The sequence below is a fragment of the Pseudomonas sp. MC6 genome, from assembly GCF_054790575.1.
Map to the genome: position 1 here is coordinate 2,600,478 of NZ_CP186504.1, position 13,615 is coordinate 2,614,092.

16 protein-coding genes are annotated in these 13,615 nt (G+C 59.5%); 13 read left to right on the forward strand and 3 right to left on the reverse strand.

Annotated features, from left to right (window positions below):
* Positions 1-4 precede the first annotated feature (4 nt).
* The 5 genes from ACOYXE_RS11635 to ACOYXE_RS11655 all read left to right on the forward strand — a co-directional run bounded on the left by ACOYXE_RS11635 (position 5) and on the right by ACOYXE_RS11655 (position 5,326).
* Positions 5-2,578, forward strand: coding sequence for a phage tail tape measure protein (locus ACOYXE_RS11635; protein ID WP_460929302.1), 2,574 nt, complete (start codon positions 5-7; stop codon positions 2,576-2,578).
* Positions 2,578-3,456 carry a phage tail protein gene (locus tag ACOYXE_RS11640; protein WP_460929304.1) on the forward strand — a complete coding sequence of 293 codons (879 nt, stop codon included), beginning with the start codon at positions 2,578-2,580 and terminating at the stop codon, positions 3,454-3,456. Before ACOYXE_RS11635 ends, ACOYXE_RS11640 begins: the two co-directional genes overlap by 1 nt.
* On the forward strand, positions 3,456-3,662 hold the full coding sequence (locus ACOYXE_RS11645) for a tail protein X (RefSeq protein ID WP_016987145.1): 207 nt from the start codon (positions 3,456-3,458) through the stop codon (positions 3,660-3,662). The genes ACOYXE_RS11640 and ACOYXE_RS11645 overlap by 1 nt, the downstream gene beginning before the upstream one ends.
* Positions 3,650-4,687 carry a phage late control D family protein gene (locus ACOYXE_RS11650; protein WP_460929307.1) on the forward strand — a complete coding sequence of 346 codons (1,038 nt, stop codon included), beginning with the start codon at positions 3,650-3,652 and terminating at the stop codon, positions 4,685-4,687. The genes ACOYXE_RS11645 and ACOYXE_RS11650 overlap by 13 nt, the downstream gene beginning before the upstream one ends.
* 87 nt (positions 4,688-4,774) lie before the next feature.
* Positions 4,775-5,326 (forward strand): phage baseplate assembly protein V, encoded by a 552-nt coding sequence (locus ACOYXE_RS11655; protein WP_460929308.1) that lies wholly within the window; start codon positions 4,775-4,777, stop codon positions 5,324-5,326.
* Between the two features lie 9 nt (positions 5,327-5,335).
* Here the strand turns inward: ACOYXE_RS11655 and ACOYXE_RS11660 are convergent, their stop codons facing one another.
* Entirely contained in the window at positions 5,336-5,962 is a 627-nt protein-coding gene (locus ACOYXE_RS11660; protein ID WP_460929310.1) for a hypothetical protein, read from the reverse strand.
* 76 nt (positions 5,963-6,038) lie between these two features.
* On the reverse strand, positions 6,039-6,830 hold the full coding sequence (locus tag ACOYXE_RS11665) for a hypothetical protein (RefSeq protein ID WP_460929312.1): 792 nt from the start codon (positions 6,828-6,830) through the stop codon (positions 6,039-6,041).
* A gap of 101 nt (positions 6,831-6,931) precedes the next feature.
* Between ACOYXE_RS11665 and ACOYXE_RS11670 the strand changes: the two genes are divergently transcribed.
* From ACOYXE_RS11670 to ACOYXE_RS11695, 6 genes are all read left to right on the forward strand, one after another.
* Entirely contained in the window at positions 6,932-7,318 is a 387-nt protein-coding gene (locus ACOYXE_RS11670; RefSeq protein ID WP_460929314.1) for a GPW/gp25 family protein, read from the forward strand.
* Positions 7,302-8,423 carry a baseplate assembly protein gene (locus ACOYXE_RS11675; protein ID WP_460929316.1) on the forward strand — a complete coding sequence of 374 codons (1,122 nt, stop codon included), beginning with the start codon at positions 7,302-7,304 and terminating at the stop codon, positions 8,421-8,423. The genes ACOYXE_RS11670 and ACOYXE_RS11675 overlap by 17 nt, the downstream gene beginning before the upstream one ends.
* Complete coding sequence (locus ACOYXE_RS11680) at positions 8,416-8,970, forward strand: phage tail protein I (RefSeq protein WP_460929318.1); 555 nt, start codon at positions 8,416-8,418, stop codon at positions 8,968-8,970. Before ACOYXE_RS11675 ends, ACOYXE_RS11680 begins: the two co-directional genes overlap by 8 nt.
* Positions 8,970-9,824 carry a glycine-rich domain-containing protein gene (locus ACOYXE_RS11685; protein WP_460929320.1) on the forward strand — a complete coding sequence of 285 codons (855 nt, stop codon included), beginning with the start codon at positions 8,970-8,972 and terminating at the stop codon, positions 9,822-9,824. Before ACOYXE_RS11680 ends, ACOYXE_RS11685 begins: the two co-directional genes overlap by 1 nt.
* Before the next feature lie 102 nt (positions 9,825-9,926).
* The gene (locus ACOYXE_RS11690) at positions 9,927-10,127 is read left to right on the forward strand and encodes a Com family DNA-binding transcriptional regulator (protein WP_123375362.1); all 201 of its coding nucleotides are present in this window, start codon (positions 9,927-9,929) and stop codon (positions 10,125-10,127) included.
* Positions 10,088-10,939 (forward strand): DNA cytosine methyltransferase, encoded by an 852-nt coding sequence (locus tag ACOYXE_RS11695; protein ID WP_460929322.1) that lies wholly within the window; start codon positions 10,088-10,090, stop codon positions 10,937-10,939. Before ACOYXE_RS11690 ends, ACOYXE_RS11695 begins: the two co-directional genes overlap by 40 nt.
* Before the next feature lie 114 nt (positions 10,940-11,053).
* On the opposite strand, the gene ACOYXE_RS11700 is transcribed toward ACOYXE_RS11695, so the two are convergent.
* Positions 11,054-11,926, reverse strand: coding sequence for a LysR substrate-binding domain-containing protein (locus tag ACOYXE_RS11700; protein ID WP_460929324.1), 873 nt, complete (start codon positions 11,924-11,926; stop codon positions 11,054-11,056).
* A gap of 291 nt (positions 11,927-12,217) precedes the next feature.
* Between ACOYXE_RS11700 and ACOYXE_RS11705 the strand changes: the two genes are divergently transcribed.
* Both ACOYXE_RS11705 and ACOYXE_RS11710 read left to right on the forward strand, forming a co-directional pair.
* Entirely contained in the window at positions 12,218-12,916 is a 699-nt protein-coding gene (locus tag ACOYXE_RS11705) for a CoA transferase subunit A (RefSeq protein WP_016983257.1), read from the forward strand.
* Positions 12,917-12,940: 24 nt separating this feature from the next.
* Entirely contained in the window at positions 12,941-13,606 is a 666-nt protein-coding gene (locus ACOYXE_RS11710) for a CoA transferase subunit B (protein ID WP_064120025.1), read from the forward strand.
* The last annotated feature ends 9 nt before the right edge of the window (positions 13,607-13,615 follow it).

Sequence of the window (13,615 nt, forward strand, 5' to 3'; positions counted from 1 at the left end):
AACGATGGCCAACGAAGTCCTCATCGGTTTAAAAATTGGTGCCGTTGTTTCCGGCAGCCTCAACGCAGCGTTTGGCTCGGCCAAGTCCACCGTGCGCCAATTGGGCCGCGCCGTCGACGGGCTAGCGCTCAAGCAACAGCACATCGGTAATGAGCTGTCGGCGTCATTGGCCCGGGGCGGCACGGGCATCGAGCGCTTACGTCGTCAGTACGACGCGGTCGGCCACACCCTCGACCAGCTCAACGCCAAGCAATTACGTCTCACGGCCAGCATGGCGCGCGGCAAGGCCCTCCGCACCGAACGCGGTGAGTTACGCGGTCAGGCCATGGAGGTCGTCGGTACCGGCGCGGCATTGGGCGCGCCGATCGTTCAATCGATGAAAACCGCCATCAACTTTCAAGACCAGACCCGCGACCTCGCCATCGGCGCAGGCTTCAACCCGGCGCAAGAACAGCGCCTCAGCATGGCCATGCGCGGCGCGGCGATCACCTGGAACCAGACCCAAACCGACGTCGCCCAAGGTACCGCCGTGTTGATCGCCGGCGGCATCGACAACCTCAAGCAATTAACGGCCTACGCCCCGATCATGGCCAAAACCGCGACCGCCACCCGCGCCAGTATGGACCACCTCGGCGCGGTGGCCATCGCCCTCAGTGACAACCTCAACATCGGCGCCGTCGGCTTTGAGCGCTCGATGAACATGCTGGCCTTTGCCGGTAAAAGCGGCCAGTTCGAGCTGGCCGACATGGCCAAATGGCTGCCGCAATTAACGCCCCAGTTCGCCGCCCTCGGCATCACCGGCGAGCGCGCCGTGGCGGAAATCGGCGCGTCGCTGCAGATCGCCCGTCGCGGTGCCGGCAGCAATGACGAGGCCGCCAACAACTTCAAAAACTTCCTCTCCAAACTCACCGCACCAGACACCCTCAAGGCGTTTGAAAAGGCCGGCATCGACCTCAAAGGCAGCCTCAAAAATCTGGTCGGCGAAGGGTTGTCACCGGCCCAAGCCATGCTCAGCGTCCTCACCCAACACTTGGGCCAAAAAGCGCCAGCCGCTGCCGCGCAATACGGCAAGGCGCTGCACATCAAGGACCAGCACGAGCAGCAAATCGCACTGGCTCGACTGGACGAGGCCTACAAGCTCGGCGAGCTGTTCGCCGACCAGCAGGTGTTGTCCTTCATCCGACCGGCACTGGCCAACCAAAAAGACTTGGCCGGCATCCAGCAAGGCAGTCAAAACGCAGCGGATCAGGGCGTACTCGATGACGACTGGATCAAGCGGATGGGCAGCACCAAAGAGCAATTAAAATCCCTGCGCATCAATCTGGCGGACATCGGCATTTCCGTCGGCAATGCGTTGTTGCCCGCGATCATCGAGGTCACCCGCGCCGTCGTGCCGCTGATGCGTTCGTTCTCGGTCTGGGCAGGTGAAAATCCGGCGCTGATCAAAGGCGTGGTCGGGTTGGTCGGTGGTCTGTTGCTCGGCAAATTGGCGTTCATCGGTCTGGCCTACGGCATCAATTTGATCATGGCGCCGTTTGTGGCCATGACCACCACCGTCACGGCGCTGTCGGCGAAATTCACCTTGCTGCGCAGTGCGTGGCAGATGGGAAAATTCACGCCGCTGATCAGCGTATTAAAACGAGTCGGCGCGGGCCTGCTCACGGTGGCGAAATACAGCGGGTTGTTCGTGCGCGGCATGCTCTTCGCGCTGGTCAGTCCACTCAAGTTGGCCGCTAAAGGCGGGTTGTTATTGGGCAAGGTTCTGGGCGGCACGTTGTTGTTCGGTTTGAAGCTGGCAGGCCAAGCCATCCTCTGGCTGGGCAGAGCCCTGATGCTCAACCCGATCGGCCTGCTGATCACCGGCATCGCGCTGGCCGCCTATTTGATCTATCGCTATTGGCAGCCGATCAAAACCTTCTTCACCGGTTTGTGGGCCGAAGTGAAGGCCGGTTTCAGCGGTGGCCTGTCGGGCATCCTCGGGGTACTGGTCAACTTCTCCCCGTTGGGTTGGCTGTACCGCGCATTCGCCGGCGTGATGAGTTACTTGGGTGTTGAGTTGCCCGGCAAATTCACCGAGTTCGGCAGCTTGCTCATCAGCGGTTTGGTCAACGGTATCCGCAACAACGCCGGCCAGCTGAAAGACAGCGTCATCGGCATCGGCTCAGCCGTCAAAGACTGGTTCACCGACACCCTCGGCATCGAGTCGCCCAGCCGTGTGTTCATCGGCTACGGCGCCAACATCAGCCAGGGCGCCGCCTTGGGCATCAGCAGCCAGGCGGGGTTGGTGCGACAGGCCGCACTGGGCATGGCCGCACAAAGCCGCGTCGACATGGCGCCCCCCAATCTGATGCAAGTCACCCAAGCCAGCAGAATGGGGGCCGGCACATCGGCATCCGCCGCCACGCCCACCATGACCTTTCATTTCTCGCCGCAGATCAACGTGCCCGCCGGCGCCGGCATGGACGCGATTCATCAAGGGCTGCAAGCCAGTTACACCGAATGGATGCGCATGATGGAACGCTATCTGCACGACACCCGCCGCCGTTGTTACGGCCCGTCAGCGCAGGGCGACGTCTGATGTTTGCCATCTTGGGCAACATTGAGTTCACCGTTGCCGGTGGCATCAGTGCCCTTGAGCACAGTGGCACCGCCGACTGGGCCGAGCACCCACGCATTCAGGGCAAGCCCTTATTGGAGTGGGTCGGCGAAGGGCTCGACGAATGTCACCTCAGCATCGAATTGCACCCGCTGTTGGGCGACCCGGAACAACGCTTGCGCGCACTGCGCGTGGCCAAAAGTCAGCATCAACCATTGGCCTTTGTCATGGGCAACGGCGAATACCTCGGGCCTTACGTCATCACCCACCTGAGCAATACCGTTCGCCGTGCCACCGCCAGCGGCCAATTGATGGCCGCCACCGTGCAACTCAGCCTGCGCGAATACACCGGCGCCTTCGTCCGCAAACCCCATCACCCCGGATTGCTCGATCCCACCGTCGACGACCCGGCAACGGCCCTCGGCTCACCGGGGGTGATCTCGCGCCAGGCGTCGACGCCCAGCACTGCCCAACGCGTGCTCAGCCACGCCCGAACCGCCGGCAACGTCTTGCGCGCAGGCAAACAACTTTACGACGCCGCGCAAAGCGGCAACCCCTCGATCATCCTCGGCCAGGTCCCGCACTTGCTCGGCGTCACGGCCCGCGCCCTCGAACCGTTGCAAGGCTTCGTCACCGTCGCCGGCCTGCTGCGTGACGGCGCCGACTTGTCCCGCGTGGGTGAGGACGTCTTGGCCAGCGTCATCGGCGCCCGCGCCAGCCTCAACCCCGTCGACCTCGCCAACATCATCGATCGCCTCAGCGCCTCACACGCCACCCTCGACCAGGCCATCACCGTACTCGACAGCGCCAACGAGCGGCTGGCCGGGCTGGCGGCCGACGTCCTCACCCGGAGAATCTGATGTTCATTCCGCACCACACCACCGAAGGCGAGCGCTGGGACCAATTGGCCTGGCGCTATTACGGCGACGCCCATCGCTACGGCCCCATCGCCGACGCCAACCCCAACGTGCCCCTCAATGCCACGCTGCCCTCGGGGCTGACCTTGGCCATTCCGCTACTCGCCGCACGGCCCACCGCACAGGACGTTCCGCCATGGATGCGCTAACCCACCAACACGCCCCGCAGGCCCGCTTTGTGCTCACCTACCAACAACACAACATCACCCGCGACGTCAGCCAACACCTGCTGTCACTGACCTACACCGACCACCTGACCGGTCAGGCCGACAGCCTCGAAGTCGAACTCGAAGACACCCAAGGCCACTGGCGCAGCACCTGGTACCCCGGCCACGGCGACACCCTGACCGTGGCCATCGGCTGGGAGGGCACACCGTTGCGCACCCTCGGCCGCCTCGAAATCGACGAAGTCGAACTCAACGGCCCACCCTCGACCATCACCATCCACGCCCTGGCCACCGGCATCAACAGCCCACTGCGCACCCTCGAACACCGCGCCTACGAAAACCTCACCTTGGCCGCCATCGCCCAACAAATCGCCACCCGCCAAGGCCTCACATTAGTCGGCCACATCGAACCCATCCCACTCGACCGCCTGACCCAACAAGACACCGACCTGACCTTCCTGCGCGACCTCGCCAACACCTACGACTACGCCTTCAAAATCACCGGCCAGCAACTCGTCTTCCACGCCATCCAACACCTGGCCAACACCACACCCGTCGCCACCCACCACCTCACAGACCTGGCCAACATCCACCTGCGCGACCAAATCAAAACCCTGCCCAAAGCCATCCAGATCCAACACAAAGACCCCGCCAAAAAACAACTCATCACCTACACGCTAGTCAACCACCAAACCGTCGCCGTCCCCAGCAGCATCACCCAAACCACCACCAGCGCCGACACCAAAAAAAACCGCCAACGCACCACCTCCACCGCACAAACCCACGCCAAAGCCAAAGCCCAACTCGCCCAAGCCAACCGCCAACGCACCACCGGCAAATGGACCACAACAGGCCAACCCCACCTCACCAGCGGCAACACCATCACCCTCAACGCCAGCGGCCAACTCAACGGCCACTACCTCATCACCTCATCCACCCACCGCATCACCCGCCAAGGCGGCTACACCACCACCCAACACGTCTCAAAAATCCAACCCAACCCCTGACACAACACAATCCCCTGTGGGAGCGAGCCTGCTCGCGAAGAGGCCAGCCCAAACACCCAACAATTAACCAGACCAAAACGAGCCCCCATGCCCACCCAACTCGAATACGGCGAAGTCACCGCCCTGGACCACAAAACCTGCCGCCTACGCGTCCGCCTAGACGACCGCGACGGCCTCCAGACCCACTGGCTCAACATCCCCCAACGCAACACCCAAGGCACCCAACGCCGCCCACTCATGCCTGAAATCGGCGAACAGGTGGCAGTGCTGCTGGATGCGGACGGCGTGGGCGGGGTTTATCTGGGCGGGATTTATTCAACGGCGGAGCCACCACCGGTGGTGGATGAGGACACGGAGTACGTGCGGTATAGCGATGGGACGGTGGCGACTTACGACCGGACGGCTGGGGTAATGCAGTTGGAGTGTGTGGGGACGTTGATGGTGAAGTGCGAGGGGAATATTACGATTGAGGCCAGCGGGCCGTTAATTTTAAACGCACCTTCAGCAACGCTAGGCATCCCGCAGGTCACGCTGAAGGGTGACCTGCGGTTGAGCGGAAATCTGAGTGTGGAGGGGAATGTCGAGGCAAAAGGGACAGTCATGGATGTCCGCGGGAATTCGAACAACCATAAACATTAAAAGAACCCACTAGAGAGCCTTGGCCATTCTCTCAAGATCGTCTGCCACAAAATTGAAGCCAAAGAAATTGGTAGGCCGCTCATATGAGAATGCGGCTTCGGCTTGGGGTTCGTAGTCAGGCAAACGGCTGCGTAATTCGTCGCGTAACATGATCGCTTCAACTTTGAATCGGCGGTCATATTCATCGTTGCGTTCGTAACTGTTGTTTATCGTCGCACGAGCATACTCATCCCACACGCGACTTTTTTCCTCATCGGTGGCATTCCACGGACGGAAAAATCGGGAGTCACCAGCCGATGTCTCAAGACGCCGGTAACGACCGACAAACTCTCTTAGATCGGCGACTAGCTTTAGCGTCTTATCTCTCAAATCACCCTCTCCAGAGTCGACGACTTCAGCGAGCATTTCGTCGTATTTGGATGCTTTCTCTCGTAAAGACTCACTCTGCTCTGACCTCAAGTGCAACCGCTCCTTGAGGGTTTCACAGGTCGCTTTCACTTGATCAACAACAGCTGTATACCGCCATCGGGCCACGAAATAGGCAGCGCCAAACATTAATGCAGCCAGTATCAAGAAGGAGAAAGGAGCCATCGCGATGACAGACCATTCAGCTTTGATTACTTTCAGTAATTCCATGGTTTTCCCTGTAAGCATTAATGCCAATGGCTTCCGAACGCCGAACCCAAGTCATTCCGTCTGCTGAGATCAGATGTTAGATCATCGTTGAAGGCAGATTCTGAGGTGAGGTCGATTCTTCATCCGAGTCAAAGCTGAATACAGGTCCAGCCCAATCGAAATTTCCGTCTTTGTCTAGCAGTTGAGGTGGTACGACCTCCTTCAAAATGGTGTCATTCCTCATCACCCTATAGGCAACGGAAAGCATCCCTTTTACCCGTTTAAAACGAACCTCTTGGTAAATTCGTCCATTCCGAGCGTCAATAGAAATATTGAAGCTACGATCGCCTGTCTCACCAAGATCCGCTCCCTCGATCATCGTCTTGAAGTCACGAGGCATATCACCGATCTCGATACGTTGCGAATACCCAGAGTCTTCGCCAGGCTGAAACTGGGGAGTAACAACCATGGCTTCCAAGTCGATAATTCTTACGTTCACTTGATAGAGAGAGTACTCGCCAGAATTCATCGCTAGCCAGGAAGCATTGTTTGCCATTGTACGGAAAGGTAACAAAAAGCAAAAACTGTCGCCGCCTGTCACATGGTTAATCATGTGCGAGGATTTGGCTTCGAGCTCCGCTACCAGATTCTCAAGACGGTTTTCGACATTAGTCAGGGTTGACTCAACGCTCGCCTGCTTGCGAACGCGGAAAAACTGACCAGTCATCCAGCTTGCCAAAAAAAATGACGGGCCAAAATTGGCTAAAACGCTTTTAACCGTGACGTCCTCTCCCCAGACCGAATAGATCGTCCATCCACTGGCAGCAATAAAAGGAATCCAGAACTCCCTAACTAGCTGATGCAATGTTTTCTTTGAGATTCCAAACACTGAAGCGACTCCTTTCGATATTTCAGTGATTTTGCCTTATCCGCAGCCCGCACAGCATCCTTAAACCTAATTAAAAGCGGTAGTCATAAGAGATCCTCACCATGGGCGCCATGACAACGCCCATCCCCCACACCAGCATCACCGCCGCCCACTGGCAACCCGCACTCGGTACCACCGGCGAAGTCGTCGAGGGCCTGCGCGACATAGACCAATCCCTGCGCATCATCCTCACCACCCCAAAAGCCAGCGACCCACACCGCCCGGAATTCGGCAGCAACCTGCACCTGTACCTCGACTGGCCCACCCACCGCGTCACCCCACACTTGGTGCGCGAAGCCATCGAAGCTATCCGCCGCTGGGAACCACGCGTGGCCGTGGATCAAGTCCACATCCAGATCAACACCCAACACATCATCGTCCGCGTGCAATGGCGCGTCACCGGCCAGCGCCCCCAGCGCACCGAGGTCCCCTATGCGCGAACTCCCTAAACCCGAATTCATCAAAATCGACCCCGCCGCACTAGAAGCCGAACTCATCGCCCGCTACGAACACAAGTCCGGCAAAACCCTGTACCCAGCCCAGATCGAACGCCTGTACATCGACCAGATCGCCTACGCCGTCTCCCGGTTGCAGATAAGCATCCAGCACGCCGGCGAACAACTCCTGGTGCGCTTCGCCCGCGGCCCCATCCTCGACTACCTCGGCGAGTTGGTCGCCACTCCGCGCCTGCAGGCAAAAGCCGCCCGGTGCACATTGCGCTTCAACCTGCCGGCAAAACCAGCCCAGCCGGTGTTGATCCCGATCGGCACACGGGTCAGTACCCAAGATGCCAAACTGACCTTCATCACTGATCGCGACGTGACCATCCCCGCTGACCAAACACACGTGACCGTCACGGCAACGTGCCTGACCGTCGGCGAGCAAGGCAATGGCTGGACCATCGGCCAGATCAACGTGCTGGGCAACTCGCCAGTCGCCGCGTTGACGGTCAGCAACATCACAACAACCGCTGACGGTGCCGCACACGAAAATGACGAGCGCTACCGCGAACGAATCATCTTGGCTCCGGAAGCCTTCAGCAATGCTGGCAGCCGCGCGGCGTACCGCTACCACACACTGGCCGTACATCAATCCATCATCGACGTCGCCGTTCACGGCCCAGACGAAGGTCAACCAGACGGTCATGTCGCGCTGTATCCCCTGACCCTCGACGGCCTGCCAACAGACTCACTGCTTCAAGACATCACACGCCAGGTCAGCGGCGAAAAGCTGCGTCCTCTGTGCGACACCGTCAATGCACTGGCCCCTGTCGAAGTCAGCTTCCAAATCAAAGCAAACCTGACGTTCTACGCAGCCGTCGACCGCAGCGCGACAATGGCTGCGGCCCAAGCGGCTGCCAACGCTTACGCGCAAGAATGCAGCGCCACACTCGGTCACGATCTGGTCCCAGAACAACTGACCGCCGCGCTACAAGTCCCCGGCGTTTACCGTGCAGACCTGACCGTGCCGCAGAAAATTCGCGAGTTAAGCGGCAACGAATGGGCCCACTGCACCTCAATCGAATTGACCGATGCCGGGGTGGCCCATGGCTGACCCAATGCCGCCCCCCGCATTGGCCGGCGATGAACGTTTCACACTGCTGTGCGAACTGCTCGACCAGTCATTGGCCAAGCTCGACATCAACACCATGCTGGTCTACCTGATCGACTTGGTGCAGCCCAAATTACTGCCGCACCTAGCCGACCAATTCTCATTGCTCGACGAAGCCGCCTGGCAACTCGCCGAGTCCGAACAAGCCAAACGCAACCTCATCAAAAACGCCATCGAACTGCACCGATTCAAGGGCACTCCTTGGGCGATTCGAGAAGTTATCCGCCTACTGGGTTTTGGTGAGGTCAGTCTTCAAGAGGGGCCTGCAATACAGCCCGATATTGAACAGAGCAAAAAGCCGATCTGGCCGCTATACCGCGTCATCCTCAAACGCCCACTCACCAACGACCAAGCGGTGCTCCTGCGCCGCGTCCTCCTATCCGTCGCACCGGCACGTTGTCGCCTGGTCTCGCTCGACTATCAGACCGTCGCCATCCGCTACAACGCAGTCGCCCGCTACGACGGCCAATACAACCACGGAAGCAGCTAATGGCCGACCTACCCGAAGCCAACCAATGGACGCCCGGCGTCTACCAGATCGAAACCTCCGACCCCGTCGTCGGCGGCCCGGAAGGCGTCACCAACCTCCCAATAAAACAACTGACCAACCGCACGCTGTGGCTCAAAGGAAAAATCGAATCACTGAAAACCATGACCGACAAAGTGATCCAGGCCACCGAGCGAGCCGCCGGCATTGCGCGCATCGCCTCACAAAACGCCGTCAAAGCCGGAACAGAGACCAATACAACCGTGACGCCCAAAACGCTCGCCAGCCTTTACCCGTTCCGTGGGCGCGCCGTTTTTTTTACCCCCGGCACCCACGTCTGGGACGTGCCTTCGGGCGTCACTCAAGCATGGGTCGTCGTCATTGGCGGTGGCGGCGGAGGCGCTCGGTCCAAAACATTACCCGGGCCCTCAGGCGGGTCGGGCGCTGGCGTCGCTAGAAAACTCGTCGACTTACGCGGCATTACCTCGGTAACCATCACTGTAGGCGCGGGCGGTAAGGGGGCGTCCGATATCGACACCAAAGGAGGAGACGGCGGCACGACGCTTTTCGGAACGTTTGTCTACGCGACCGCTGGAAGAGGCGGATTGCTCGATGGTCAAGCGCCACATGGGGGCACCGGCTACGGGGGAAATGAAAACGATTGCATCGGCGTCGCGGGTCACCCTGTCGGCAACGCTTCAAACACCGGTTTTCTAGGCGGTGCCGGCGGGGGCGGCGAGTCAGGAGCCTCTTCGGACGATACCCGCAAACCCATTACGCCAGGACACGGAGGTGGCGGCCGCACCTCCAGCGCAGCACCGGATGGCGCTGACGGACGGGTAACCATTCAATGGTGACACTTACGCGCGGGCGAACAACCGCTGAACTGTTTCTTATGCACCAATCAGGGGCCCCGACACACCCTATAACGGCTGGCCCACAGCCAAAGGGACATAAACATGCAAGACATCCGCTGTGGCCAATGCCACCGCAAACTCGCCACAGCGCGAGGCTTCACCGACCTACAAATCAAGTGCCCGCGCTGCCGGACACTCAACCACCTGAAGGCCCCGAGCCTCCTATCCGAATGCCCTGAGCATCTGCCCACACGAGCGCAGACATGCCCCAGCCCACCATTGGAAGCCTGTTCGCAGGCATAGGAGGATTTGATGAAGGATTCGAAAACGCAGGCTACCGCACCGCCTGGCAAGTGGAACTCAACCCCACCAACCGGGCTGTCCTTACCGACCGATTTCCACACGCCACCCAACACGAAGACGTCCGCCACTGCGGCGCCCACAACCTCCAAACCGTCGACGTCATCACCGCAGGCTTTCCCTGCCAAGACATCAGCATCGCCGGCAGCCGCCCCGGCAACCAAACCAACCGAGGCCTACGCGGCGAACGCAGCGGTTTATTTTGGGAAGTCATACGCATCCTCCAAGAGACACAACCTCGCTGGGTGGTGCTTGAGAATGTCGTTAACCTGCTCGCTATCAACGATAGCCAAGACTTTGAAACAGTCATCCGGGCCCTTGCGGACAGCGGGTATGTGGGATGCTGGCGAGTGCTTAATGCTCAATATTTCGGAGTCCCCCAACAACGTCGTCGAATATTCCTGGTCGCAGGTCATCAACGAATGCCCCCCATCGAGCTGCTGGCTGACGCCGCGCCAGTGGAAGCAATACCTCCAGCGTCTCAGTCGCAGCAATGGCCACGCCCCGCGGATGCATGGGCTGCCAATACTCTATTGGCAAACAAAGCCGGCTCCCAAATCGCTATGGGCTGTACCACTTTCGTCGCTCACCCGAACGGATGGCATCAGATGGCTGAGCGGCAGCGAACGTCTGAACATGATGGGCTTTGTCTCGGACTGGATGCGTCCAACCTTGCAGAGGCTTTCGCTGCCGGAAACGCCGTCGTCCCGCAAATCGCCCAATGGATCGCCGAAAAACTAATAAAAACCAACTAACCCCACCAGCGGGAACCCAGTTCCCGCTACCATCCTGCAATTCCATTGCACCCAGTGCAAAAGAATCCACCTACAAATACCGCGCGCTAACACCCAAGTTTTACGCGCGCGGCATCATTCAGCCTTGAGAATATCGAACAACGCCTGCGCCGCCGCCGACAGTTCATTGCCCGGCTCGGTCAACACACCAATCGCCCGTTCCACCGAGTCGTCCAGCGTCAGGCAATGGGCGCCAAGCTCCTGCATCTGCCCGGCGCACAACGCTGGGACGGCACTGACACCCAGCCCGCTGGCGACCATGCGCCCGACGGTCGCTAATTGATGGCTTTCAAATTCCACCGGCAACTTCATGCCGCGAGCCTGCAAGTGCTCTTCGAGCATCACCCGCACCGTCGATGGCCGCTGCAAGGTGATAAACGGCTCCTGAAGCAACGTCTGCCAATCGATCTCAGCACGCTGGGCCAACGGCGAATCCTTCGATACCACCGCAACAAAGCGATCCATATACAACGGCGTGAACGTCATCGCAGTGTTTTGCATCGGCTCGAACGCCACCCCCAGTTCCACCTGACGATCACGAACCATCTCCAGCACCTGCTCGTTGATCACGTCATTGACCGTGACGTTGACGTTCGGATAACGCGCGCGAAAGGTCTTGAGGATCGGCGGAAGCAGATTGCCGGCAAACGACGGCATCGCCGCTAGCGTCACCCGCCCGCGTTGCAGGCTGAAACGCTGGCGCATTTCATCTTCGGCGTTGTCCCAGTCGGCGATCAGCCGCCGCGCCAGCGGTAGCAGCGACTCACCTTCTGCGGTCAGCGCCACATTGCGGGTGTTGCGGCTGAACAGGCGACCGCCCAAGCCCTCTTCCAGCGCTTTGATGGTCAGGCTCAAGGCTGATTGCGACAGGTGCAGACGCTCGCAGGCCACGGCAAAACTCAGGCTCTGTGCCACGGCGAGGAAGGCGCGGATCTGTTTGATGGTCATGGTCGCTTCGCTCCAGTTGTAAGCTACAAGCGTTAAGCGGCAAGCCATGATGATCGTTCCCACGCTCCTGCGTGGGAATGCAGCCCGGGACGCTCCGCGTCACTGGACGGGGAGCGTCCCTAGAGGCATTCCCACGCGGAGCGTGGGATCGATCAAAGCAGCCGCCATAACGCGACTATTGAGCTTTATCAATCAATCAACCTTAAAAATCAACTTAACAAATATATCCTTCAGCGAGACACTCCAACTATTCGGCTAGCCAGCCGCCCGCAAATAATAAAAGAGGTGCATATGGCAGGTTTCGACAAGCGCGTGAGTTCCTACGAGGAAGCCCTCGCCGGGCTTGAGGACGGCATGACCGTCATCGCCGGCGGGTTCGGTCTGTGCGGCATTCCGGAAAACCTGATCGCCGAGATCAAGCGCAAAGGCACCCGCGACCTCACCGTCGTCTCCAACAACTGCGGCGTCGACGGCTTTGGCCTCGGCGTGCTGCTCACCGATCGTCAAATCAGCAAAGTCATCGCCTCCTACGTCGGCGAAAACAAGCTGTTCGAAGAGCAACTGCTCAAAGGCGACATCGAAGTCATCCTGACCCCGCAAGGCACTCTCGCCGAGAAAATGCGCGCGGGCGGCGCCGGCATTCCGGCCTTCTTCACCGCCACCGGCGTCGGCACCCCGGTCGCCGAAGGCAAGGAAGTGCGTGAGTTCAAAGGGCGCAAGTACCTGATGGAAGAATCCATCACCGGCGACTTCGCTATCGTCAAAGGCTGGAAAGCCGACCACTTCGGCAACGTCATCTACCGTCACACCGCGCAGAACTTCAATCCGCTGGCCGCCACCGCCGGCAAGATCACCGTGGTTGAAGTCGAAGAAATCGTCGAACCCGGCGAACTCGATCCATCGCAGATCCACACCCCGGGCATCTACGTCGATCGGGTCATTTGCGGCACGTTCGAAAAACGCATCGAACAGCGCACCATCCGCAAATAATTCAGGCTGACGGAGAATAAAAACATGGCACTTTCCCGCGAACAAATGGCTCAGCGTGTCGCCCGCGAAATGCAGGACGGCTTCTACGTAAACCTCGGCATCGGCATTCCGACCCTGGTCGCCAACTACATTCCCGACGGCATGGAAGTCATGCTGCAATCGGAAAACGGCCTGCTCGGCATGGGTCCGTTCCCGACGGAAGACACCATCGACGCCGACATGATCAACGCTGGCAAACAGACCGTGACCGCGCGCATCGGCGCGTCGATTTTCAACTCCGCCGAGTCCTTTGCAATGATTCGCGGCGGCCACGTCGACCTGACCGTGCTCGGCGCGTTCGAAGTCGACGTCGAAGGCAACATCGCTTCGTGGATGATCCCCGGCAAACTGGTCAAGGGCATGGGCGGCGCGATGGATCTGGTGGCTGGCGCCGACAACATCATCGTAATCATGACCCACGCATCCAAGGACGGAGAGTCCAAGCTGCTCGCCAAATGCAGCCTGCCGCTGACCGGCGCCGGTTGCATCAAACGTGTGCTGACCGACCTCGCGTACCTGGAAATCGAAAATGGCGCTTTTGTCCTCAAGGAACGCGCACCTGGCGTCAGCGTCGAGGAAATCGTCGCCAAAACCGCTGGTAAACTGATCGTCCCGGATCACGTACCGGAAATGCAGTTCGCTGCCCAGTGAGGAATTCGA